The sequence below is a fragment of the Pseudomonas sp. Z3-6 genome (genome assembly GCF_051131985.1).
GTDB lineage: Bacteria > Pseudomonadota > Gammaproteobacteria > Pseudomonadales > Pseudomonadaceae > Aquipseudomonas > Aquipseudomonas zanjanensis.
In genome coordinates, this window is record NZ_CP071644.1 from 3478707 (window position 1) to 3503030 (window position 24324).

Here is a 24324-nt window from a genome sequence, read left to right on the forward strand (position 1 = left end):
GATGATGGGCCTCCACTTCTGATTATTGTGTAGGGCGCGTTACTTCACCGCGCCGAAGGACAAACCACGCACCAGCTGTTTCTGGCTGATCCAGCCAAAAATCAGGATCGGCGCGCAGGCCAGGGTCGAGACGGCCGACAATTTGGCCCAGAACAAACCTTCCGGGCTGGAATAGGAGGCGATCAGCGCTGTCAGCGGGGCGGCCTTGGAGGAGGTGAGGTTCAGCGACCAGAACGCCTCGTTCCAGCACAGGATCAGCGACAGCAACACGGTGGACGCCAGGCCGCCCTTGGCGATGGGCAGCAGCACGCGGACCATTTCCTGCCAGAGCGTGGCGCCATCCAGACGTGCCGCTTCGAGGATGTCGCGAGGGATGTCCTTGAAGTAGGTGTAAATCATCCAGACCACGATAGGCAGGTTGATCAAGGTGTAGATAATGATCAGCGCGATCCGCGTGTCCAGCAGGCCAAATTGCTTGGCCAGCAGGTAGATCGGCATCAGCACACCCACCGGAGGCAACATTTTTGTAGAGAGCATCCACAGCAACGTGCCTTTGGTGCGCTGGGTTTCATAGAACGCCATGGAGTAGGCCGCCGGCACCGCGATCAGCAAGCACAGGGCGGTGGCACTGAAGGAAATCACCACCGAATTCCAGGCGAAGCTGAAGTAATTGCTGCGCTCGTTGATGTGCAGGTAATTCTCCAGGGTCGGCGCGAAGATGAACTGCGGCGGCGTGGCGAACGCGTCGATTTCGGTCTTGAAGCTGGTCAGCACCATCCAGAAGATCGGAAAGAAGATCACGATCGCGATGGCCCAGGCCAGCGTGCCCAGCAACAGGCTTTGCAGGCGACGGGATTGTTGAAGAGTCATGGCGACGGCCTCAATGCTTGTCGGTGAGGTTTTTGCCGATCATCCGGACCAGGATGATGGCGGCGATGTTGGCAATGACCACGGCAATCAGGCCACCGGCAGACGCCATGCCGACGTCGAACTGCACCAGCGCCTGGTTGTAGATCAGGTACGCCAGGTTGGTGGAGGCGTAGCCGGGGCCGCCGTTGGTGGTGGTGAAGATCTCGGCGAACACCGACAACAGGAAAATTGTCTCGATCATCAGCACCACGGCAATCGGCCGGGCCAGGTGCGGCAGGGTCAGGTGCCAGAAGATCGCGATGGGGCCGGCACCGTCCAGGCGGGCGGCTTCTTTCTGTTCCTGGTCCAGCGACTGCATGGCCGTCATCAGGATCAGGATCGCGAAGGGCAGCCATTGCCAGCTGACGATGATAATGATCGACAACAGCGGGTAATGGGCCAACCAATCCACCGGCTGGGCGCCGAACAGCTTCCAGACCGAGGCGAGGATGCCCGACACGGGGTGGAAGATCAGGTTTTTCCAGATCAGCGCACCGACCGTGGGCATGATGAAGAACGGCGAGATCAGCAGCACACGGACGATGCCGCGACCGAAAAACTCACTGGCCTCCAGCAGCGCGCTGATCAATACCCCTAGGACAATGCTGATCAACAGCACGCTGCCCACCAGCAGCAGGGTATTGGTGGCGCCGGGCATGAAACCCGAGTCGGTCAGGAAATAGGTGAAGTTCTCCAGCCCGACGAATTCGTTTTCGCCGGGGTAGAGCAGGTTGTAGCGGATCATCGAGAAGTAGACGGTCATGCCCAGCGGCACGATCATCCACAGCAGCAACAAGGCCACCGAAGGGCTGACCAGAAACCAGCCGGGGTTGGCCAGGCGGATCTTGCGCACCGGCGGCGGAGCGATCTCGATGGGGGCTTTGGCGGTTGTAGTTGAGCTATTCATGGCATTGAACCGATTTTTGCGGGGCCTACAGAAATCCCCTGTGGGAGCGGGCTTGCTCGCGAATAGGGCGGCACATCCAACATCAAGGTGACTGACAGATCGCTTTCGCGAGCAAGCCCGCTCCCACAAAAGGGCAGAGCGGCGACGTGGATTACTTGGGATACCCAGCGCGTTTCATCTCGCGTTCGGTGGTGGACTGCGCGGCGGTCAACGCCTGGTCCACGGTCTGCTGGCCGGTCAGCGCGCCTGAGAAGAACTTGCCCACCTGGGTGCCGATGGCCTGGAATTCGGGGATGGTCACCAACTGAATGCCGATGTAGGGCACAGGCTTGAGGGTAGGGGCTTTCGGGTCGGCGAGTTTCAACGATTCCAGCGTCACTTTGGCAAACGGCGCGGCCTTCATGTATTCGTCGCTGTAGGTCGAAGTGCGGGTACCCGGTGGTACGTTGGCAATGCCGTCGGTCTTGGCGACCAATTGGTTGTACTCCTTGGACGTTGCCCAAGTGGTAAAGACCTTGGCCGCGTCCTTGGCTTTGGAGCTGGTCGGGATGGCCAGGGACCAGGAGTACATCCACGAGGTGCCTTTGTCGGTTTTCTCGTGGGGGGCGAAGGTGAATCCGACGTGATCGGCCACCTTGCTCTGGGTCTTGTCGGTCACGAACGAGCCGGCGACGCTGGCGTCCACCCAGATGGCGCACTTGCCGCTGTTGAACAGCGCCAGGTTTTCGTTGAAACCGTTGCTGGACGCACCCGGCGGGCCGGATTTCTTCATGTTGTCGACGTAGAAGTTCAGGGCATCCTTCCACTCCGGCCCGTTGAACTGCGGCTGCCACTTCTCATCGAACCAGCGCGCGCCAAAGCCGTTGGCCAGGGTCGTGACCAGCGCCATGTTCTCGCCCCACCCGGCCTTGCCCCGCAGGCACAGGCCATATTGCTCCTTGGATTTGTCGGTGAGCTTTTGCGCGAACTCACCGATCTGGGTCCAGGTCGGGTGTTCGGGCATGGTCAGCCCGGCGTTCTTGAACAGGTCCGTGCGGTAATAGGTGATCGAGCTTTCGGCATAGAAAGGCAGGGCGTACAGCGAGCCCTTGACCGACAAGCCATCGCGCACGGAAGGGAAGACGTCATCGAGGTCGTAGGAGGCCGGCAGGTCTTTCATCGGCTCCAGCCAACCCTTGGCACCCCAGAGTGCGGCTTCGTACATGCCAATGGTCAGCACGTCGAACTGTCCGCCTTGGGTGGCGATGTCGGTGGTCAGGCGTTGACGCAGGACGTTTTCTTCAAGCACCACCCAATTGAGCTTGATGTCCGGATGCTCGGCCTCGAAGGTTTTCGAGAGCTTTTGCATGCGGATCATGTCGCTGTTGTTGACGGTGGCAATGGTGAGGGTCTCTGCGCCGAAGCTGACGCTGCTGAGGGTCATGCAGGTGGAGACAAGCAGAACTTTTACCGAAGGTTTCATCGCGCACTCCTTTTCCGCGCCCGAAGGCTGCAGAAGGACAGTTATTGTTTTTGTGTCTTCCGGATGAAGGGAAGAATGTGCGCTGATTACAGCCTTCTATGGACGGCGTGACAAATCATCCGTCGCACTTTGACTGATACTTTTTTGCACTGAAGAGGGTGAGGGGCAATCGAAGAACCCTGTGGCGAGGGAGCTTGCTCCCGCTGGGGCGCGTAGCGGCCCTTGTTTTTTAGGTCTGCTGCGCAGCCCAGCGGGAGCAAGCTCCCTCGCCACAGAGGCGGTGTGTCAGGGCAAAAAGGTCAGCCCTGATTCTGCTCGGTCAACCGCTGCACCGCCAGCCGCCGGTAGTGGGACGGGGTCATGCCCTTGAGCTGCTGGAAGCGCCGGTTGAAGTTGGAGATGTTGTTGAAGCCCGATTCAAAACACACGTCCGTCACCGGTTTGTCGCCGTCGGCCAGCAGTTCGCAGGATTTGCTGATGCGCAGGCGATTGACGAATTCGATGAAGCAGCGGCCAGTGGCCTGTTTGAACACCCGGCTGAAATAGGTGGGTTTCATGCCCAGGTGCTCGGCGACTTCTTCCAGGGGCAGTTCCCGGGCGTAATGGGCAAAGATGTAGTCCACCGCACGGTTGGTGCGGTCGATGCTGTGCTCGTCCGCCGTTTGCGGGGCGTTCGTGCCGGACAGCAGTTGGTAGTCATCCGTGGCGGCCAGCAGCTCCATCAGGATGAAAAAGTGCCCCAGGCGGCTCATGCCCTGGGAGTCGGCGATGCGCTGCATCAGGGTCATGGCCTGGCGGATGGTGCGCTTGCAACGGAACTCGATGCCGTATTGGGCACGTTCGAGCAACGGCGCGACCGTCTTGAGCTCGGCGAATACCTGATGGCCGCTTTCGAACAACTCGTCGGTGAAGTTCACCAGCATGTCGCGCTTGGGCACCACTTCGTCCTCGGCCACCTGGCTGATCCAGTTGTGGGGCAGGTTGGGGCCGGTGAGAAACAACGACTGGGGGTAGAAGTTGCCGATGTAGTCGCCAATGAACACCTTGCCGGAACTGGCGACGATCAGGTGCAGCTCGTATTCCTTGTGGAAATGCCAACGTACCAGCGGGCAGGGGAAACCGTGCTGGCGGTAGATGATGGACAGCCCGTTATGGTCGTCCATCAACTCGTAGGAAGGGTCGGTGACTCTGGCTGTTCGGGTCATGGGCCTGGCGCTTTTATTATTATCGCCGCTGAATAATGCCCCCTTCGCCAGGCAGGTGCCACCCTGGTGTCTAACCGTTGCGGTTTTTTTCTTCGATCCACTGGGACATGTATTGGGTGCTTTTGTGCTGGTGGTGACGCAGCATGCTGCCGGTGAAATTGTCCCGGCGTCGTTGCGCCAGGTCCGCCCGGCAAGCGTTGAGGCTGTCGATCAGCGCTGGCCCATGGACCTGTCGCCGGTAGCGGCTCGCCAACAGCGACAGGCCTGCGTCCCGAGCCTGAGCCCAGCGCTCCGGGTCGCTGTACAACTGCACGGCCTCGCGGGCGATGGCTTCGGCACTCTGGGCAATCGCCCCGGGCCAGGGCAGCTCGCCGTGCATGGCTTCGGCCCCCACGGGCGTGGTGACGTTGGGGGTGCCGCAGAGCATGGCGTCGATCAGCTTGCCTTTGATACCCGCGCCGAAACGTAATGGTGCCAGGCAGATGCGTGCGGCCGACATGACCTGCAAGGCGTCTTCGGCCCAGTTCATGATGTGAAAGCCTTGGGCCGGGTTGTGCAGCGCGGCGGCCTTCGGCGGGGTATAGGCGCCATACAGGTGCAGTTGCGCGCCGGGCAGTTGTTGGCGGATCAGCGGCCAGATGGCGTTTTTCATCCAGAGTACGGCGTCCCAGTTCGGCGCGTGGCGAAAGTTGCCAATGCTCAGGAAATGCGCCCGGTCCGCGAATGGCACCGGCGGGTCGCTGGGCAGGTCCAGCATCAACGGGCACCAATGCAGCAGGTTGCGGGGCAGCTTGAAGTGCTCCACCAACAGTTCGATTTCAACCTCGGACACCATCAGGTTGAGGTCGCAGCGGTACAGCGCGGCGATTTCCCGCTTGGCCAGGTCGGTATCGGCCATTCGTTGGAATTCCTCGTCCAGGGCCGGGGCGAAGAGGTCCCTGAAATTCTCGCTCGCGTCATCGCGCTTCAGGCGCTCCTTCAGGCGCTGATGCCGGGCGTGGCGCAGGCTTTGCAGGTCGGAGGTCTCCAGCACCCGCAGGGCACCGGGGCAGTGCTTCTCGACCCGCCAGCCGAATTGTTCTTCCATCATGAACTGGTCGAACAGCACGATGTCCGGCGCAAGAGTATGGATGAATTCGTCGAAGCTGCTGCTATTGAGTTCGATGGGCACTTCGCGGATGCCCAGCGCAACCAGGTCGGCACGCTGCTCGCCGGGGCCGGCCGGGCTGCTGAAGGTGATGTCCCAGCCTTGGCCAAGGAAGGTGTCGAGGATCTGCATGACGTGCCCACTGGCAGCCGATGAGCGTGGCTCGGGCCAGACATAGCCGATAACCAGGACCTTGGTGGCGGTGGGGTGATGCATGAGCGGGGAGTTCCTTGGTACAGATCAGGCGCCATCGGCGCGCGGGGCGCCGATAGTGACCAAGAATGCGTTCCGGCTCAAGAAAGAATGCGTTTGACCTTGTCCCGCAACTGATCGATGGAGAAGGGCTTGCCAATCACCGACATCCCTTCAGGTACATCGATGCTTTCGGCATAACCGCTGGCAAACAGCACCGGCAGTTTCGGCCGAACGAGTCGAGCCTGCTTGGCCAATTCCCGTCCGTCCATTACCGGCAGGCCGACGTCGGTCATCATCAGGGCGATATCCTGTTGGTCGTCGTTCAGAAACTCCAGCGCTTGCTCGCAACCGTCCGCCTCCAGCACCTGATATTCCAGCTCCTCCAGCACGTCGACGATTAACATCCGCACGATGTCGTCGTCTTCGACTACCAGGATGGTGGGCTGGGTGGCGGCATTGGCGGTGGACATAGATACATTCTCAAAAGATGGGAGCGGGAGGGGGCACAAAAAAAACGGCCTCTTTCATGAGCCTCTTTTATGAGTAAATGCCGAGGCAGCACAAGTTCCCTAGGTTGTACAAGAAAGGATCTATAGTACAAGAGCTGACAAGGATAGTCGCTTCCTTGCTACAAGGCAGGCCGTCGCGGGATCTGCGCCTTTGACTCGTCAGAAAATGTGGATCCAAGCGCGGTTTTTCGGGCAAACTCCACGGTTTTCAACTGTCCACCAAGGCCCTTTTCCATGACTCCTTCGTCTTCGGTTGACGAACAAAGTTTTCGCAAACTCCTGAGCCGCAATATCAGCCTGCCGCTGGGCATGGGCGCGCTCAGCGCGGTGTTTTTCATCATCCTTATCACGTACCTGCTGTCGGTGATCCAATGGGTCGGCCACACCGACAGGGTGATCAATAACGCCAACGAAGCGCTCAAGCTGAGCGTGGACCTGGAAACCGGCATGCGCGGCTACCTGTTGAGTGGGGACGAGCATTTCCTCGACCCCTACGAAGTGGCGAAGCCACGGATCGCAGTGGCACTGGACACTTTGCTGGAATTGACAGCCGACAACCCCGTCCAGGTCGACCGCCTGCACAAGATCCAGGCACTCCAGACGGAGTGGTCCAATTACGCCCAGGGCATGATCGACCTGCAGCGCAGCAGTGGCGATTACCGGGGCGCGGTGAAGGCCGGGCGCGGTAAGCGTCTGACTGACGAAATTCGTCAGTCCTTCGAAGAGGTCGTCGAGACCGAGCAGCAGTTGCGTGCGGCGCGTAACCAGGATGTGCGCACCACGACGGTCTGGAGCATTGCCCTTTACCTGTTGTTTGTCGCGGCGGTCAGCGGATTGCTGGCCTACGTCGGTCGCCGGGACCTGTTGAACCTGTCCGAGAGCTACAGCGCCAGCCTGAAAGTCCAGCAGCGCAGCGCTTTGCACCTGGAGAAGCAAGCTTGGCTGCGTAATGGCCAGACGCAACTGGCCGAGCAAGTCCTGGGACAACTGTCGCTGAACCTGCTGGGTCGCAACATCCTGCAGTTCTGCGCGAAATACCTGGACGTCGCTGTCGCGGCACTTTATGTGCGGGAAGAGAACGGTGTCCTCCGGCGCGTCGCCGCCTACGGCCTGTCCCGGGAGGATGAAGAACAGCAGCAGGTGATCGTCGCCGGTGAAGGCATCGCGGGCCAGGCCGTGCAACAGGGGCGCCTCATCCGCCTGGACGACGTGCCGGACGACTACCTGAAAGTCAGCTCTGGCTTGGGACAGGGCCTGCCCAACAGCGTGTTGGTGGTGCCTACAAGTGACGATGACCGGATCAACGGTGTCGTCGAACTGGGGTTCCTGCGGCCGTTGACCGAGCGGGACGTCGAGCTGCTGGAGCTGATCGCCGGCAATATTGGCACTTCCATCGAGGCCGCCCGTTATCGTCAACGCTTGCAGGAAGTGCTGGCCGAAACCCAGCAGTTGAACGAGGAACTGCAAGTCCAGCAGGAAGAACTCAAGACCGCCAACGAAGAGCTGGAAGAACAGTCGCGCATCCTCAAGGAATCCCAGGCCCACCTGGAAGCCCAGCAACAGGAGCTGGAGCAGACCAATGAGCAATTGGCCGAGCAACGCGACGCCATGGACCAGAAGAACAGCGAGCTGAACCTGGCCCAGATCCAATTGCAGGAGCGCGCCGAAGAGCTGCAGCGTTCGAGCAAGTACAAATCCGAATTCCTGGCCAACATGTCCCACGAGCTGCGCACGCCCCTCAACAGCTCGCTGATCCTGTCCAAGCTGCTGGCAGAGAATCCGCAACAAAACCTCAGCGAGGAGCAGGTCAAGTTTGCCGAGTCGATCTATTCCGCCGGCAACGACCTGCTGAACTTGATCAACGACATTCTCGACATCTCCAAGGTCGAGGCCGGAAAGCTGGAAGTGCGCCCGGAAAACACCAGCGTGCAGCGTCTGGTGGACGGGTTGCGGGATATGTTCGAGCCGTTGGCGGCTGACAAGGGCCTGGGTTTCGAGGTGCACGTGCAGCCTGATGCGCCGGCGATGCTCTACACCGACCGCCAGCGCTTGGAGCAGGTGATCAAGAACCTGCTGTCCAACGCTGTGAAGTTCACCGAGCAAGGCGCTGTCAGCCTGTCCGTGGCCGGTCAGCCGGGCTCTGGCATTGCTTTCATGGTGCGCGACTCTGGAATCGGGATCGCCGCCGACCAGCAGCAAAGCATCTTCGAAGCGTTCCGCCAGGCCGATGGCACCACCAACCGTCGCTACGGCGGCACGGGCCTGGGCTTGTCGATTTCCCGGGACCTGGCCACGCTGCTGGGCGGCTCGATCTCGGTTTCCAGCGAGCCGGGGCAGGGCAGCGTCTTTACCCTGGTATTGCCGGAACGTTACGTCGAGCCCGGGGACACGCCGCTGGAGCCGATGACCTTTACCCCGACAGCCACCGCGCCAGTGCCCGTCGCACCCAAGGCCGCACCCGCGCCGCTGATCGCCGAGGTGGACACGCCGATTGCCCGATTCGCCGACGACCGTGACAAGGCACCGTTCGAAACCCGCTGCATCCTGGTGATCGAGGACGAGCCAAAGTTTGCCCGCATCCTGTTCGACCTGGCCCATGAACTCGGTTACCAATGCCTGGAGGCCCACGGTGCCGACGAAGGCTTCGACCTGGCGTTGCAACTGGCCCCCGACGCGATCCTGCTGGACATGCGCCTGCCGGACCATTCCGGGCTGACGGTGCTGCAGCGGCTCAAGGAACAGGCCCAGACCCGGCATATCCCGGTGCACGTGATTTCCGTCGAAGACCGGGTCGAAGCCGCCATGCACATGGGCGCCATCGGTTATGCCGTCAAGCCGACCACCCGCGAAGAACTCAAGGACGTGTTCGCCCGCCTGGAGGCCAAGCTGACCCAGAAGGTCAAGCGGGTGCTGCTGGTGGAGGATGATGACCTGCAACGCGACAGCATCACTCGCCTGATCGGCGACGATGACATCGAGATCACCGCCGTTGGCCTGGCTCAGCAAGCGCTGGACTTGCTGCGGACCAATGTCTACGACTGCATGATCATCGACCTCAAGTTGCCGGACATGCTCGGCAACGACCTGCTCAAGCGCATGTCCAGCGAAGACATCTGTTCGTTCCCGCCGGTGATCGTCTACACCGGGCGCAACCTGACCCGGGACGAAGAAGCCGAACTGCGCAAGTATTCCCGCTCGATCATCATCAAGGGCGCCCGTTCGCCAGAGCGTCTGCTGGACGAAGTGACACTCTTTCTGCACAAAGTCGAATCCCGGTTGTCCCATGAACGGCAGCGGATGCTCAAGACCGCCCGCAGCCGCGACAAGGTGTTCGAAGGCCGCAAGGTGCTGTTGGTGGATGACGATGTGCGCAACATCTTTGCCCTGACCAGCGCGCTGGAGGCGAAAGGGGCGATCGTGGTCATCGGCCGCAATGGTTTGGAGGCGATCGATCGCCTGAATGAGTTCGACGACATCGACCTGGTGCTGATGGATGTGATGATGCCGGAAATGGACGGTTTCGAAGCCACCGCGCTGATCCGCAAGGACCCGCGCTGGCGCAAGCTGCCCATCATCGCCGTGACGGCCAAGGCCATGAAGGATGATCAGGAGCGCTGCCTGGCGGCGGGTTCCAACGACTACCTGGCCAAGCCGATCGATCTGGATCGTCTGTTCTCGCTGATTCGCGTGTGGTTGCCGAATATGGAAAGAATTTAGTGGACCGTGACACTGACATTGAATTGCGTTTGTTGATCGAAGCGATCTACCTCAAGTACAGCTACGATTTTCGCGATTATTCCGGCGCTTCCATCAAGCGCCGGGTCCACCATGCGCTGAGCCAGTTCGAATGCAAGACCATTTCAGCCTTGCAGGAGCGCGTATTGCATGACCCGGGCGCGTTCATGCAGTTGCTGCAACTGCTGACGATCCCCGTCAGCGAGATGTTTCGCGACCCCTCGCATTTCCTGGCGATCCGCGAGGAAATCGTGCCGCTGCTCAGGACCTACCCTTCGATCAAGATCTGGATTGCCGGTTGCAGCACGGGGGAGGAGGTCTACTCCATGGCGATCCTCCTGCGCGAAGAAGGCCTGCTGGACCGCACGTTCATCTACGCCACCGACATCAACCCGCGCTCGCTGGAAAAAGCCAAGCAGGGGATCTTCTCCCTGGACAGCGTGCGCACCTATACCCAGAACTACCAGAACGCCGGTGGACGGCGGTCATTTGCCGATTACTACACCGCCGCCTACGATTATGCGATGTTCGACAAAACCCTGTGCGAGAACGTGACCTTTGCCGATCACAGCCTGGCGACTGACAGCGTTTTCTCAGAAACTCAATTAATTTCATGCCGCAATGTATTGATATATTTCAATAAAAAATTGCAAGATCGTGCGTTTGGACTGTTCCATGAGTCCCTTTGTCACCGTGGTTTCCTGGTGTTGGGCAGTAAGGAGACATTGGATTTTTCGGCTTACGGCCATCGATTCGAGCCGTTGGTCAAACAGGAACGGATCTATCGCAAGTTATGAACCAGACGAAGGACAGATCCAGGCCGACCATCGAGGCCATTGTCGTCGGCGCATCGGCCGGCGGTGTCGAAGCATTGCTCAGGGTGTTCGGACACCTGCGCAAAGGTTTTGGCGTGCCCGTCCTGGTGGTGTTGCATTTGCCGGATGAGCGTGACAGCCAGTTGGCCTCTGTGTTCGGCCATCGTCTGGCGGTGCCGGTAGAAGAAGCCCGGGACAAGCAGGACATCGCCCCGGGCACCTTGTACGTCGCCACGCCCGGTTATCACTTGTCGGTCGAGGCCGACCGCAGCCTGTCGTTGAGCCTGGAGGCCCCCGTACACCATTCGCGACCGTCCATCGACGTGCTGTTTGAATCGGCCGCCGATGTCTACGGCGAGACGTTGCTGGCCGTGGTGCTGACCGGTGCCAACGACGATGGCGCCCGGGGCCTGGCGAGGGTCAAGGCCCTGGGCGGGATCACGGTGGTCCAGGACCCCGTGGAAGCCCAGGTCTCGACCATGCCCGAAGCCGCGCTGGCCCTGCACGAGCCCGACCATATCCTTACTTTGCAAGGCATCGGCCAGTTGCTGGCCGGGCTGGAATGAACCACATGCCAAGAGATATTCAAGCCAAACTGCTGATCGTCGACGATCTGCCTGAGAATCTGTTGGCCCTGGAAGCATTGATCAGGGGAGACGACCGCGAGGTCTTCAAGGCCCTGTCGGCGGACGAAGCACTGTCCCTGCTGCTGCAACACGACTTCGCCCTGGCCATCATCGATGTGCAGATGCCGGAGATGAACGGTTTCGGGCTGGCCGAGCTGATGCGCGGCACGGAAAAGACCCGCAGCATCCCGATCATTTTCGTCAGCGCCGCCGGGCGTGAGCGCAACTATGCCTTCACCGGTTATGAAAATGGCGCGGTGGACTTCCTGCACAAGCCGCTGGACACCCAGGCCGTCAAGAGCAAGGTCAATGTGTTCGTCGAGCTGTATCGCCAACGAAAGGCCATGAAGGAACAAGTCGTGGCCCTCGAACAGAGTCGTCGCGAGCAGGAGGTCCTGTTGCAGCAGCTCGAGGCCACCCGTGGCGAGCTGGAACAGGCGGTGCGCATGCGAGACGATTTCATGTCCATCGTCGCCCACGAGGTGCGCACGCCCCTCAATGGCCTCATCCTCGAGACCCAACTGCGCAAGATGCACCTGGCCCGGGACAATGCCGCCGCCTTCAGCCTGGACAAGGTGCGCGCGATGGTCGAGCGCGACGAGCGCCAGATCAAGAGCCTGATCCGGCTGATCGAGGACATGCTGGATGTGTCGCGGATTCGTACCGGCAAGCTGTCGATCCGGCCGACCCGCTTCAACCTGACGGCATTGGTGGAAAACCTGCTGCGCAACTTCCAGCCGCAGATCGCCGTGGCCGAGTGTTCGTTGACGTGCATGGTCGAGCCGGCGGTGGAGGGGCTTTGGGACGAGTTTCGCATTGAGCAGGTGGTCTCGAACCTGTTGACCAATGCGCTGCGCTACGGCGGCAAGGGGCCGATCGAAGTGCGCGTCTACAAGACCTCCGATCACGCCTGCATCGAGGTCCAGGACCACGGCATCGGCATCAGCGAGGAGAACCAGGAACGTATCTTCCAGCAGTTCGAGCGCGTATCGTCCAAGGCCGCCGCCTCGGGGCTCGGGCTGGGGCTGTTCATTTCCGAGCAGATCGTCACGGCCCATGGCGGGACGATCACGGTGGACAGTCGGCTCAATGAAGGGGCGTTGTTTCGTGTTTGCCTGCCCTTGCAGAAAACTGTCTTGGACAAAACCGCCGAACAGACGCAACCTCTGAGAGACCCCAAGGTCGTATCAGCAGCTATTGATCGAACAAAGGCTTCTCATGAGTGAAGATGCGCAAGATGTTGTATTGATCGTCGAGGATGACCCGTCGATCCTGATGGTGCTGTCGGCCTACCTGTCGGGCGAGGGATACCGGGTGCTGCAAGCCGAAAGCGGCGCCCAGGCGTTCGAGATCCTGGCGAGCAAGCCGCATCTGGACATGATGATTACCGACTTCCGCCTGCCGGGCGGTATCTCTGGGGTGCAGATTGCCGAACCCGCGGTCAAGTTGCGCCCCGAGCTGAAGGTGATTTTCATCAGTGGCTACGCGCAGGAAGTGCGCGACACGGACAGTCCGATTACCCACAAGGCACCAATCCTGGAAAAGCCGTTCGACCTGGATGAACTGCAACGCATCATGCAGTCGATGTTGTCGTAGGCAGGAGACATCCCGGCAGATCAGGCGCCCCCCTGTGGCGAGGGAGCTTGCTCCCGCTGGGGTGCGGAGCGCCCCCAAAACCCGGCACCTCGATGTGTCAGGTTCATTGAGTCGACTTTATTGGGGCTGCTTCACAGCCCAGCGGGAGCAAGCTCCCTCGCCACACTGTGTTGTAATGCCCAAGCTCAAACAGCGCTCATCACCTCAAATCTGGATCATTTCCCGCACCTTCGCCGTCAACAAGTCAAACGTGAACGGCTTGGTGATCATCTGCATCCCCGGGTCAAGGAAGCCGCCGCGCACCGCCGCATGCTCGGCGTAGCCGGTGATGAACAGCACCCGCAGGTCCGGGCGGACCTGCCGGCCGATCTCCGCCAGTTGCCGACCATTCATGCCGGGCAGGCCAACGTCGCTGATCAGCAGGTCGATGCGCTGGCTTGACTGGAGGATCGGCAACGCGCCGTTGGCGTCGGCCGCCTCCACAAAGGCATAGCCCAATTCGCTTAATACCGCGCTCACCAACACCCGCACCGCCGGATCGTCCTCGACGATCAGCACGGTCTCGCCATCCTGCGCATACGGCGCGTGCTGGGTGGCAACCTGGGGCTCGTGGATTTCTTCACCGACGAAGCGTGGCAGGTAGAGGTTCACGGTGGTGCCTATGTCGACTTCGCTGTCGATGGTCACATGGCCACGGGATTGCTTGCTGAAGCCATAAATCATCGACAGGCCCAGCCCGGTGCCCTGGCCGATCGGCTTGGTGGTGAAGAACGGATCGAAAGCGCGACTGATCACCGCTTCGGGCATGCCGCAACCGGTGTCCTGCACACTCAGCACCACATAGTCACCGGGCGCGAGGTTGGAGTAGGCCTCGGTGAAGTCGGCATCCAAGTGCCGATTGCGAGTCTGCACCACCAGGTTGCCGCCGTTGGGCATGGCATCCCTGGCGTTGAGCACCAGGTTGAGCAGGGCGCTTTCCAGTTGGTTGGGATCGGCTTCGGCGACCCAGAGTTGTTCGTCCAGTTGCATGTCCAGGCGAATGCTTTCGTTGAGGCTGCGCTGCAACAATTCACCCATGGACAGCACCAGGGTATTCATCTGGACCGCCTTGGAGTCCAGCGATTGCCGGCGTGAGAACGCCAGCAGGCGATGGGTCAGGCCGGCGGCGCGGTTGGCCGAGGTCACGCCCAGGTCGATCAGGCTGTCCAGGTCCTCGGTACGGCCCCGGGCCAGGCGACGGCGCAACAGTTCGAGGCTGCCGATGATCCCGGTGAGCATGTTGTTGAAGTCATGGGCGATGCCGCCGGTCAGTTGGCCAACCGCTTCCATTTTCTGCGACTGGCGCAGGGCTTCTTCGTTGTGGCGCAACTGGGCGGTACGCTCCTCCACCTGCTGTTCGAGGGTTTCGAGGGTGGTTTGCAGGCGCAGTTCGCTGTTGCTGAGATCGATCAGGCGGTCGCGGGCTTCGTACTGCCTTCGACGCCCGCGCAGCGCGGTGGTGACCAGGCTGATCAGCGTAACGGGGTGGAAAGGACGCTCGAGGAACGTCACGTTGCCCAACTGCATGCCGATCCGCGCCGCCGGGTTCTGTTCCGGCCCACCGTGATGGGTCAGCAAGACAATGGGCAGGTCGGACCAGGCGGGCTGCTGCTCGATTTGCAGGAACAGCGTTTCCAGGTCAGGCCCGACCAAGGCCTCCGACGAGATCACCAGCAGGCCGGCACCGCTTTCCAGCTCTTCGCATAAATGACCCAGGTGGCGACAGATGAGGCCGGCAAAACCGGCTTCATTGAGGATCATCAGGGCAATCTGGCTGTCCCGTCCCAGCGGCGCGAGAATCAGCGCCCGCTCGGACAGGGGCTCGGCCAGCGTCACCGGTGTTCATCCTTGAGCAGCGGGTTGCTCTCGCCCATGTAGGTGGGGACCCCGCGCAAGACACCCTGGAATGCTTCCAGTGGTTCGCCAATGGTCATGCCCGCGCCGCTGATGCGGTATTCGCGGATGGTCGACTCGTGGCTGCCGGTGCGTTTCTTGATGATGGAAATGGCCCGGCGAACCTTGCCCAGTGCTTCGAAATAACGCAACAGAATCACCGTGTCGGCCAGGTAAGTAATGTCCACCGGGGCTTGCATGTCGCCGACCAGGCCGTGCTGGGCGACGGTCATGAAGGTTGCCGCGCCCTTGCGGTTGAGATAGAGCAGCAATTCATGCATGTGCAGTACCAGGGCGTTCTCTTCCGGCATCGCCGCCTGGTAGCCGTTGATGCTGTCGATCACCACGGTCTTGATTTCGCCGTCGTCGACGCAGCGGCGCACGCGGTGGGAGAACTCGCCGGGGGACAGCTCGGCGGCGTCCACCTGTTCGATCAGCAGGTTGCCGGTTTTTTGCAAGGCCTGCAGGTCGATGCCGATGTTTTTCATGCGCTCGAACAGCAAGCCCAACTCTTCGTCGAAGATAAACAGCGCGGCCTTCTCGCCACGCTGCACGGCGGCTGCGGCGAAAATCATCGCGATCAGCGACTTGCCAGTTCCCGCTGGCCCCAGGATCAACGTGCTGGAGCCGGTCTCGATACCACCGCCCAGCAGCAGGTCCATTTCGCCGATGCCGCTGGAGAGTTGTTGGCGCAGGTACTGGCCGCGGTGTTCGGCGGCCACCAGGCGCGGGAACACGTGCACGCCGTCGCCCATGATGGTGAAGTCATGGAAACCGCCGCGGTATTTCTGCCCGCGATACTTGACCACCCGGACCCGCCGCCGTTCGGCGCCATAGTTGGGGGTCAGTTCTTCCAGGCGCACCACGCCGTGGGCGACGCTGTGCACGGTTTTGTCCAGGGATTCGGTGGTCAAGTCGTCGAGCAACAGGACCGTGGCGTCGTAGCGCACGAAATAATGCTTGATCGCCAGGATCTGGCGACGGTAGCGCAGGGAGCTTTGCGCCAGCAGGCGGATCTCCGACAGGCTGTCGAGCACTACACGGGTCGGCTTGAACCGTTCGACCACTTCGAAGATCTGCCGGGTCGCTTCGCCCAGCTCCAGGTCCGAGGAATACAGCAGGCTTTGCTGGTGCTCGGCATTGAGCAGGCTTTCGGGCGGGGTCAGCTCGAAAATATGAATGTTCTCATCCAAGGTCCAGCCGTGGGAGGCCGCGCCCTGACGCAGTTCACGCTCGGTTTCCGAGAGCGTGATGTACAACGAGCGCTCGCCAGCCTTGGCGCCGGCCAACAGAAAATGCAGCGCGACCGTGGTCTTACCGGTCCCCGGTTCCCCTTCGAGCAGGAACACATGGCCGCGGGACAAACCACCGGAGAGGATATCGTCCAGACCCTCGATACCGGTGGCGGCTTTTGCACTGATCAACTCGTTAGATGTAGACAAAAATAGCCCTCTCATGACTAGGGAAGTAGGCAGCAGGCGGGGTAACGCCTGAAATCGACTGCCTGAACACTTGACCTTTGGCGGTGATGGCGGTTCCGCTTACATCGACAAAACGCGGGGTACTCCACAACTTTTCGGTATGCGACGACGGCCCACAGACCCATGCTAGTCAGCTAAGCGAAATGAAGCCGAGCAGCCATCCTGTGGCGAGGGAGCTTGCTCCCGCTGGGTCGCGAAGCGGCCCTGTCTTGGGGCTGCTGCGCAGCCCAGCGGGAGCAAGCTCCCTCGCCACGGATTGTGTGTTTGCCCAAGGTTCCACTTAACGGCTAGTCCGCTTACAAACCCTGTTGCAGGGCCGGGTCATCGGGGTTCAGCTGTTCCAGTTGCGCCAACAGGATCTGAACGTTCTGCAACTGGCCGGTCTCCTTCCAATAGTTGATCAGCAACACCCGGGCCTTGCGGTCGGCGGGGTAGCGCTGGACGATTTCCTGCAACTGTTTCTGCGCGGCTTCCACTTCCTGTTCAGCATGCAGGGTGGTTGCCAGGTCATAGCGGTAATGCCGGTTTTCGGGTTCCAGTTCCACGGCTTTTGCCAGGCCGAGCACGGCATACTCGCTCTGGCCGTGTTGCAGCAGCCACATGCCCAGCGCATGTTGCAGATAAGCCGACGCTGGCTGGGTTTGCAACTGTCGGGCGAGTAATTGTCGGGCGGCATCGCCCTGGCCCTGTTTGTCCAGCACTTCGATCTGCATGACCAGCGCTGGCAGGTTGTCCGGTTGCAGGCGCAAGGCCTGCTCAAGGGCCAATTGGGCTTTCTTCAATTCGGCGTTGTGCAGGTGCAGCCGGGCGAGTTGGTAGTGGGACTCAGCGGTTTTCGGGCCGTCTTCGAGCATCTGCTCCCAAGTGTCGATGGCGATCTGCATCGCGCCGAAATACAAGCCGAGATCATCTGGCGACAGGCCCAGCAGCGCGTTCACGGCGGCGAACCGGACGTTCGGGTCGTCATCGTCCAGAAGCGGGCCGAGCAACAGGCTGCGTTGGCCTGTCGGGACCAGCCCGACGACGCTGCCAATGGCGGCCCGGCGCACGTCCGGCGACTCGCTGTGCAGGTCGGCGTCCGCCAGTTTCAGGGCTTGGGGGCTGGGGTAGTTGGGCAGTTCGGCGTGCAGCCACACGCGGCGCTTGGGCGAGAGATCCGGACGTCCCAGTTGCTGGTAAAGCATCCGCGCCGCCCCCGGCTGTCCGTTGCGGGCGCTTTCCAAGGCTTCGCTGTAGCCACGCTTGATTGCCTCGGGGATCTGCGGCGTGGTGCTGCGCAGCCACACCGCGACAAGACCGATCAACAACAGGACACAGAGGCTGAGGAGCAGATAGCGGCGGCGAGGCGAGGGCATGCAGGGAATCCATTACCAGAAGCGTGAAATGCCGCAAGCTTCGGTCAGGTGGCGGCCTGAGTCAAACCTTGTGAGTTATGCGCATTTAACCCTGTGGGAGCGGGCTTGCTCGCGAAGGCGGCTGCACCTTCGACATATCTTCAAGCTGATCCACCGCTTTCGCGAGCAAGCCCGCTCCCACAGTAGAGCAGCGGTGAACCTCTTGTTCAATGTCTCCCCAGGGGCCGGGACTAGTAACAGCCAAAAAAAGCCCCGCGTCCAAATGAGACGCGGGGCAAAAATTTGGCTGGTTGCGGCCAACCAAAGGAGCTCGGTTGAGCCGGGTGGGTCAATTGCTGGCGACGGTTTCCGGTTGCCAGCCGCCACCCAGGGCCTTGTAGATCGCGACGATGCCGCGGTACAGGTCCACTTCGGCCTGGGCCTGGGTGTCTTCGGCCGCCAGGCGTTCACGTTGGGCGTCGAGCAGCACGAGGAAATCCACGGTGCCTTCGCGGTAGCGAATCTCTGCCAGGTCGGCGGCGGCGCGGCTCGATTCGCTCTGGCGGATCAGCGAGATCAGCCGCTGCTGACGCTTGCCATAGTCACTGAAGGCATTTTCCGACTCTTCCAGGGCCAGCAGCACTTGCTGTTCGTAGTTCGCCAGGGCACCGTCCGCCTCGGCGTCGGCACCGCGCAAGCGCGCCCGCACGCTGCCCAGGTCGAAAGCGGCCCAGGTAATGCTCGGGCCCAGCGCCCAGGCGTTGGCGGCAGAGGAACCGATCTGCGAACCGCGTCCGGCGGTGAAACCGAGGAAACCGCTCAAGCTGACCCGTGGGAACAGGTCGGCCTTGGCCACGCCGATGCGCGCCGTGGCGGCGGCCAGTTGGCGTTCGGCACTGAGGATGTCCGGGCGCCGTTGCAGCAGTTCACCCGGGTCGCCGATGGGCAGGGCCTTGGCGATAGCCGGCAACTGTTTCGGGCTCAGGTCGACGCTGAGTTTGTCCGGGCGTTCGCCCAACAGCGTGGCGATACGATTGCGTTGGCGCGCCTGCTCGGCCTGCAGCTGTGGCACGCTGGCTTCCACCGAGGCCAGGCGCGCATCGGCACGGACCACGTCGAGCTGATCGCCGACGCCGGCATCACGCAGGCTTTCGGTGATCTTGCGCGAATCCTGCTGGTTCTTCAGGTTGGCCAGGGCGATCTTTTCCCGCAGTTGTGCGCCGCGCAGTTGACCATAGGCATCCACCAGCTCGGCGATCATCGTCACCTGCAACTGATAGAGATCGGCTTCGATCGCCTGTTGATCGGCATCGGTGGCTTCCAGGTTGCGCTGGATGCGCCCGAACAAATCCAGCTCCCAGGCCATGTCCAGGCCCAGGTCGTAACGCTCGGAGTTGACCCGCTCGTCAGTCTGCCCCATCGGGTTCTGGCCTTTGCCCAGTTCGCTGCTGGCACGGCTGGTAATGGTCGGCATGGCGTCATTGCTGGCGTCATCGCGAATCGCCCGTGCGGCCCGCAAGCGGGCGAAGGCCACGCGCAACTCGCGGTTGCCGTCCAGGGAACGGGTCACCAACGCGTTGAGGGTCGGGTCGTCGAACTGCTGCCACCAGACGCCTTCGAAACGGGCGCGGTCGAAGTTCTTCTGGCCGGCGGCGCCGTCGGTGGCGGTGGTGATATTCGCCGCCTCCGTTTGCGGTGCCTTGTAGTCCGGGCCTACGGCACAGGCACTCAATGCCAGGACCAGCAAGCTCGGCACGAACGCTTTCAAACTCATTGTTGCGCCTCCAGTTTCAAAGCCCGGGCCGCCTTGCGGGCCTCGCTGCGTTCGACGAAGTTGCGGATCAGTACATAGAAGACGGGGGTGAGCAGCAGGCCGAAGAAGGTCACGCCGAGCATCCCGGAGAACACCGCCACACCCATGGCATGGCGCATTTCCGCACCGGCGCCGCTGGAGAACACCAGGGGCACCACGCCCATGATGAAGGCGAAGGAGGTCATCAGGATCGGCCGCAGACGCAGGCGGCACGCTTCGAGGACCGCCGCCAGCGGGTTCATGCCTTCGAGCTGTTTATCCTTGGCGAACTCGACGATCAGAATCGCGTTCTTGCAGGCAAGCCCCACCAGTACGATCAAACCGATCTGGGTAAAGATGTTGTTGTCGCCACCGGAGAGGATCACCCCGGTAATCGCCGACAGCAGGGTCATCGGTACGATCAGGATCACCGCCAATGGCAGGCTCCAGCTTTCGTACTGTGCCGCGAGCACCAGGAACGCCAGCAGTACGCAGAGCGGGAACACGAACAGCGCGGTGTTGCCCGAGAGGATCTGCTGGTACGTCAGGTCGGTCCACTCGTACGTCATGCCGTTGGGCAGTTCGTCCTTGAGCAGTTTCTCGATGGCTTTCTCGGCCTGGCCGGAGCTGTAGCCCGGGGCGGCAGCACCGTTGATTTCAGCAGTGATGAAGCCGTTGTAGTGCATCACACGGTCTGGGCCCGAGGTGTCGCTGACCTTGATGAAGGTCGCCAGCGGGATCATCTCGCCACGGTTGTTACGCACCTTGAGCTGGCCGATCTGGTCCGACTCGAGACGGAACTGCTGCTCGGCCTGGACGTTGACCTGGTAAGTACGGCCGAAGCGGTTGAAGTCGTTGGCATACAGCGAACCCAGGTAAATCTGCAGGGTGTCGAAGATGTCGCTGACGGCCACGCCGTGGGTCTTGGCTTTTTCACGGTCGATGGCGGCATCGACCTGGGGCACGTTCACGGTGTAGCTGGTGAACAACCCGGCCAGTTCCGGCACGCTGTGGCTCTTGGTGATGATGTTCATGGTTTCTTTGTACAGCTCGTCGTAGCCCAGGTTGCCCCGGTCTTCAATCTGCAGGCGGAAACCACCGATCGTGCCCAGGCCCTGTACTGGCGGCGGCGGGAAGATCGCCATGTAGGCTTCCTGGATCTCCGAGTACTTGCCGTTCAAGGCACCGGCGATGGCGCCGGCCGACATGCTCGGGTCCTTGCGCTCATCGAAGGGCTTGAGGGTCACGAACACGATGCCGGCGTTCGGGCTGTTGGTGAAACCGTTGATCGACAGGCCCGGGAAGGCCACGGCGCTTTCAACGCCCGGTTGCTTGAGCGCCAGGTCGGACATGCGCTTGATCACATCTTCGGTGCGATCCAGGCTCGCGGCGTCCGGCAGTTGAGCGAAGGCCACCAGGTATTGCTTGTCCTGGCCGGGCACGAAGCCGGTCGGGGTAGTGGAAAAACCGAAGAACGTCAGCACCATCAGGCCTGCATAAAGTACCAGGGCGATGCCGCTGCTGCGGATAACCCGCGCGACGGTGCCCACGTAGCCATGGCTGGCGCGCTCGAAGAAGCGGTTGAATGGACGGAACAACCAGCCGCCGAAGAGCTTGTCGAGGAACTTGGAGAAACGGTCCTTGGGCGCGTCATGGCCTTTGAGCAATACGGCAGCCAGGGCAGGGGACAGGGTCAGGGAGTTGATCGCCGAGATCACCGTGGAGATGGCAATGGTCAGGGCGAACTGTTTATAGAACTGACCGGTCAAGCCACTGATGAACGCCGCCGGAACGAAGACCGCGCACAGCACCAGGGCGGTGGCGATGATCGGGCCGGTCACTTCGCCCATGGCGCGCTTCGTCGCCTCCACGGGGGTGAGGCCCAGTTCGATGTTTCGCTCGACGTTTTCCACCACCACGATGGCGTCGTCCACCACGATACCGATCGCCAGGACCAGGCCGAACAGTGACAGGGCGTTCAACGAGAAGCCGAACAGGTGCATCACCGCGAACGTACCGATCAGCGAAACCGGCACCGCCACCAACGGAATGATCGAGGCGCGCCAGGTCTGCAGGAACAGGATCACCACCAGCACCACGAGGATCAGGGCTTCGAACAGAGTGTGCACCACCGCTTCGATGGAGCCGCGGACGAAGATCGTCGGGTCATAGACGATGCTGTAGTCCATCCCGGCCGGGAAGCCTTTCTTCAGCTCATCCATCTTCTCGCGAACGTCATTGGAGATCTGGATGGCGTTGGAGCCCGGCCGCTGGAAGATCGGGATCGCCACCGCCGGCTGGTTGTCCAGCAGCGAACGCAAGGCGTACTGGCTGGAGCCCAGTTCGACCCGAGCGATGTCCTTCAGGCGAGTGATTTCACCGTTGGCGCCGGAACGAATGATGATGTTTTCGAACTCTTCCTCATTGACCAGGCGCCCCTGGGTGTTGATCGACAGCTGGAAGGCCTGGGCATTCGGCGCCGGCGGCGCACCCAGGGCACCGGCCGCCACTTGACGGTTCTGCTCACGGATCGCGGTGACCACGTCGGTGGCGGTCAGGTTGCGCGAGGCGGTCTTGTTCGGATCCAGCCAGACGCGCAGGGAATAGTCGCCCATGCCGAACAATTGCACATCACCCACGCCGCCCAGGCGCGCCAGCTCATCCTTGATGTTGAGCAGGGCGTAGTTGGACAGGTAGAGCATGTCGTAGCGTTGGTCCGGCGAGGTCAAGTGCACGACCATGGTCAGGTCGGGCGATGCCTTGTCCACCGTGATGCCGATCCGGGTCACTTCTTCCGGCAGCTTGGGCTCGGTCCGGGTGACGCGGTTCTGCACCTGCACCTGGGCGTTGTCCAGGTCGGTGCCGAGAGCGAAAGTGATGGTCAGGGTAATCTTGCCGTCAGCGGTGGACTGCGAGGACATGTACAACATGTTCTCGACGCCGGTGATGGCCTGCTCCAGGGGCGCGGCCACGGTTTCGCCGATGACCTTGGGGTTGGCGCCCGGGAAGTTGGCGCGTACGACCACGGTCGGCGGCACGACTTCCGGGTATTCGCTGATCGGTAGCTGGAACAGCGAGATGGCGCCGGCGATCAGGATCAGCAGCGAAAGCACTGCTGCGAAGATCGGCCGCGAAATGAAGAACTGGGAAAATTTCATCTTGGATTCAGTCCCTTAGTCGCGTGGGGTCGCAGCGGCCAGTTTGCCTGCCGAGCCTGACGCCGCCTTGGAGGGCGCGACTTGGGGCAGGTTGCTGGCTTCGAGCGCTTTACGTTGTTGTGCCAGGGCGGCAATGGTTTCTTCGCTGGCCATCGGCACGGTTTCAGGCGTGACCGGTGCACCCGGACGAGCCCGTTGCAGCCCCTTGACGATGATGGTGTCGTCCTTGTTCAGGCCGCTGCGCACGATGCGCAGGCCTTCGATCTTCGGGCCCAGCTCGACGGCGCGGTAGGCCGGCTTGTTTTCGGCGTCCATCACCAAGACGAATTTCTTGCCCAGGTCGGTGCCCACGGCTTCGTCGTTGATCAGCACGGCGGCGTAGGTGCCGCTGCCCACCAGCTTCAAGCGGGCGTACAGGCCTGGGGTGTAGGTGCCATCCTTGTTGTCGAACACCGCGCGGCCACGGATGGTGCCCGTCTGTGGGTTGACCTGGTTGTCGACGAAGTTCATCTGGCCCTGGTGCGGGTTGCCGTCCTCGTTGGACAGGCCCATGTAGACCGGCGTGGCCTGGCCGCGCTGGCCCTGGCGGGCGAGTTGGGTGTACTTGAGGAAGACCCGCTCGTCGGCGTCGAAGTAGGCGTAGACCTTGTCGGTGGACACGACGCTGGTCAGCGGCGTGACATCGGCGGTCACCAGGTTGCCGGCGGTGATTTCCGCCCGGCTGACGCGACCGCTGATGGGCGAGGTAACGCGGGTGAAGCTCAGGTTCAGTTTCGCCAGGTCCAACTGCGCCTGGATGGCTGCGGCGGCGGCACGGGCTTCCTGGGCGGCGCTGGTGCGCGAATCCGCCAGCTCGGCGGAAATGGCATTGCTCAAGCGCAGGCGTTCGCCACGTTGGGCTTCATTCTCGCTGCGGGTGGCGGTGGCGCGGGCCTGGGCCAGTTGCGCTTCGAGACGACGGACTTCAGCCTGGAAGGGGCGTGGGTCGATCTGGAACAACAGATCGCCCTTCTTGACCAACGCGCCTTCGGTGAAGGCCACTTCGTCGATCTGCCCGGAAACCCGCGGGCGGATCTCAACGGTTTCTGGCGCTTCGAGGCGACCGGTGAATTCATCCCATTCGTTGACAGGCTGCTCCAAGACCTTGGCAACACTGACTTTGGCCGGCGGCATGGACGCTGCCGTGTCGGGAGTCTTGCCGCAAGCGCTCATCACCAGCACCGCCAGCAGCGCGAGGGGAAAACGCAGTTTTGAAAGTGAATGTTCCATGGATAGCATCCGCCAATGTATTGAGAATGGGCGGATGATGCGTGGCGCAAGACACCGGAACGAATCGAATGAAGCAAAGGTAACTATCATTCAGAATGATATAAGCCATCAATGAGACCTCTAGTCCGGGTAATGCGCCGCATTTTTTGGGAACCGATGGGCCCGTGGCGAGGGAGCTTGCTCCCGCTGGGCTGCGCGGCAGCCCCAAAACCAAGCACCGCGTAGCGTCAGGCAGATCGCATGCAGCTTATT

At 61.5% G+C, this 24324-nt stretch carries 16 protein-coding genes and 1 pseudogene; 5 read left to right on the top strand and 12 right to left on the bottom strand.

Features of this window, described 5'->3' with window-relative positions:
* Positions 1–39 precede the first annotated feature (39 nt).
* The 6 genes and pseudogenes from J3P88_RS15655 to J3P88_RS15680 form a co-directional block, all read right to left on the bottom strand.
* Positions 40–870: a carbohydrate ABC transporter permease gene (locus J3P88_RS15655; protein WP_030142681.1), complete on the bottom strand. Its 831-nt coding sequence runs from the start codon at positions 868–870 to the stop codon at positions 40–42.
* A 10-nt stretch (positions 871–880) separates the two neighbouring features.
* A pseudogene (locus J3P88_RS15660) lies at positions 881–1812 on the bottom strand (carbohydrate ABC transporter permease).
* 155 nt (positions 1813–1967) lie between these two features.
* Complete coding sequence (locus tag J3P88_RS15665; RefSeq protein ID WP_434570035.1) at positions 1968–3278, bottom strand: ABC transporter substrate-binding protein; 1311 nt, start codon at positions 3276–3278, stop codon at positions 1968–1970.
* A 299-nt stretch (positions 3279–3577) separates the two neighbouring features.
* Entirely contained in the window at positions 3578–4483 is a 906-nt protein-coding gene (locus tag J3P88_RS15670; RefSeq protein WP_186709372.1) for an AraC family transcriptional regulator, read from the bottom strand.
* Positions 4484–4553: 70 nt separating this feature from the next.
* Positions 4554–5846, bottom strand: coding sequence for a glycosyltransferase (locus J3P88_RS15675; RefSeq protein WP_434570037.1), 1293 nt, complete (start codon positions 5844–5846; stop codon positions 4554–4556).
* A 77-nt stretch (positions 5847–5923) separates the two neighbouring features.
* Entirely contained in the window at positions 5924–6295 is a 372-nt protein-coding gene (locus tag J3P88_RS15680) for a response regulator (protein ID WP_434570039.1), read from the bottom strand.
* Positions 6296–6568: 273 nt separating this feature from the next.
* On the opposite strand from J3P88_RS15680, the gene J3P88_RS15685 reads away from it, so the two are divergent.
* Genes J3P88_RS15685 through J3P88_RS15705 form a run of 5 tightly spaced genes read left to right on the top strand, consistent with a single transcriptional unit; the run spans position 6569 to position 13106 of the window.
* Positions 6569–10051, top strand: coding sequence for a response regulator (locus tag J3P88_RS15685; protein ID WP_434570041.1), 3483 nt, complete (start codon positions 6569–6571; stop codon positions 10049–10051).
* Positions 10051–10866: a CheR family methyltransferase gene (locus J3P88_RS15690; RefSeq protein ID WP_186709366.1), complete on the top strand. Its 816-nt coding sequence runs from the start codon at positions 10051–10053 to the stop codon at positions 10864–10866. Before J3P88_RS15685 ends, J3P88_RS15690 begins: the two co-directional genes overlap by 1 nt.
* The gene (locus tag J3P88_RS15695; RefSeq protein WP_434570043.1) at positions 10863–11450 is read left to right on the top strand and encodes a chemotaxis protein CheB; all 588 of its coding nucleotides are present in this window, start codon (positions 10863–10865) and stop codon (positions 11448–11450) included. The genes J3P88_RS15690 and J3P88_RS15695 overlap by 4 nt, the downstream gene beginning before the upstream one ends.
* A 5-nt stretch (positions 11451–11455) precedes the next feature.
* Positions 11456–12736 (top strand): hybrid sensor histidine kinase/response regulator, encoded by a 1281-nt coding sequence (locus J3P88_RS15700; RefSeq protein ID WP_186709364.1) that lies wholly within the window; start codon positions 11456–11458, stop codon positions 12734–12736.
* A complete protein-coding gene (locus tag J3P88_RS15705) occupies positions 12729–13106 on the top strand; it encodes a response regulator (RefSeq protein ID WP_186709363.1) in 378 nt (125 codons plus the stop codon). The genes J3P88_RS15700 and J3P88_RS15705 overlap by 8 nt, the downstream gene beginning before the upstream one ends.
* Positions 13107–13310: 204 nt before the next feature.
* Here the strand turns inward: J3P88_RS15705 and J3P88_RS15710 are convergent, their stop codons facing one another.
* The 6 genes from J3P88_RS15710 to mexE all read right to left on the bottom strand — a co-directional run bounded on the left by J3P88_RS15710 (position 13311) and on the right by mexE (position 24072).
* Positions 13311–14981 (bottom strand): response regulator, encoded by a 1671-nt coding sequence (locus tag J3P88_RS15710; RefSeq protein WP_434570046.1) that lies wholly within the window; start codon positions 14979–14981, stop codon positions 13311–13313.
* On the bottom strand, positions 14978–16480 hold the full coding sequence (locus J3P88_RS15715; protein WP_434570048.1) for an ATPase domain-containing protein: 1503 nt from the start codon (positions 16478–16480) through the stop codon (positions 14978–14980). Before J3P88_RS15715 ends, J3P88_RS15710 begins: the two co-directional genes overlap by 4 nt.
* Positions 16481–16815: 335 nt before the next feature.
* Positions 16816–17874, bottom strand: a complete 1059-nt coding sequence (locus J3P88_RS15720; RefSeq protein ID WP_434570050.1) for a tetratricopeptide repeat protein — start codon at positions 17872–17874, stop codon at positions 16816–16818.
* Positions 17875–18202: 328 nt separating this feature from the next.
* On the bottom strand, positions 18203–19627 hold the full coding sequence (locus J3P88_RS15725; RefSeq protein WP_434570052.1) for an efflux transporter outer membrane subunit: 1425 nt from the start codon (positions 19625–19627) through the stop codon (positions 18203–18205).
* Positions 19624–22803, bottom strand: coding sequence for an efflux RND transporter permease subunit (locus J3P88_RS15730; protein WP_434570054.1), 3180 nt, complete (start codon positions 22801–22803; stop codon positions 19624–19626). The genes J3P88_RS15725 and J3P88_RS15730 overlap by 4 nt, the downstream gene beginning before the upstream one ends.
* A 15-nt stretch (positions 22804–22818) precedes the next feature.
* Positions 22819–24072: a multidrug efflux RND transporter periplasmic adaptor subunit MexE gene (gene mexE, locus J3P88_RS15735; RefSeq protein ID WP_186709350.1), complete on the bottom strand. Its 1254-nt coding sequence runs from the start codon at positions 24070–24072 to the stop codon at positions 22819–22821.
* Between the last annotated feature and the right edge of the window lie 252 nt (positions 24073–24324).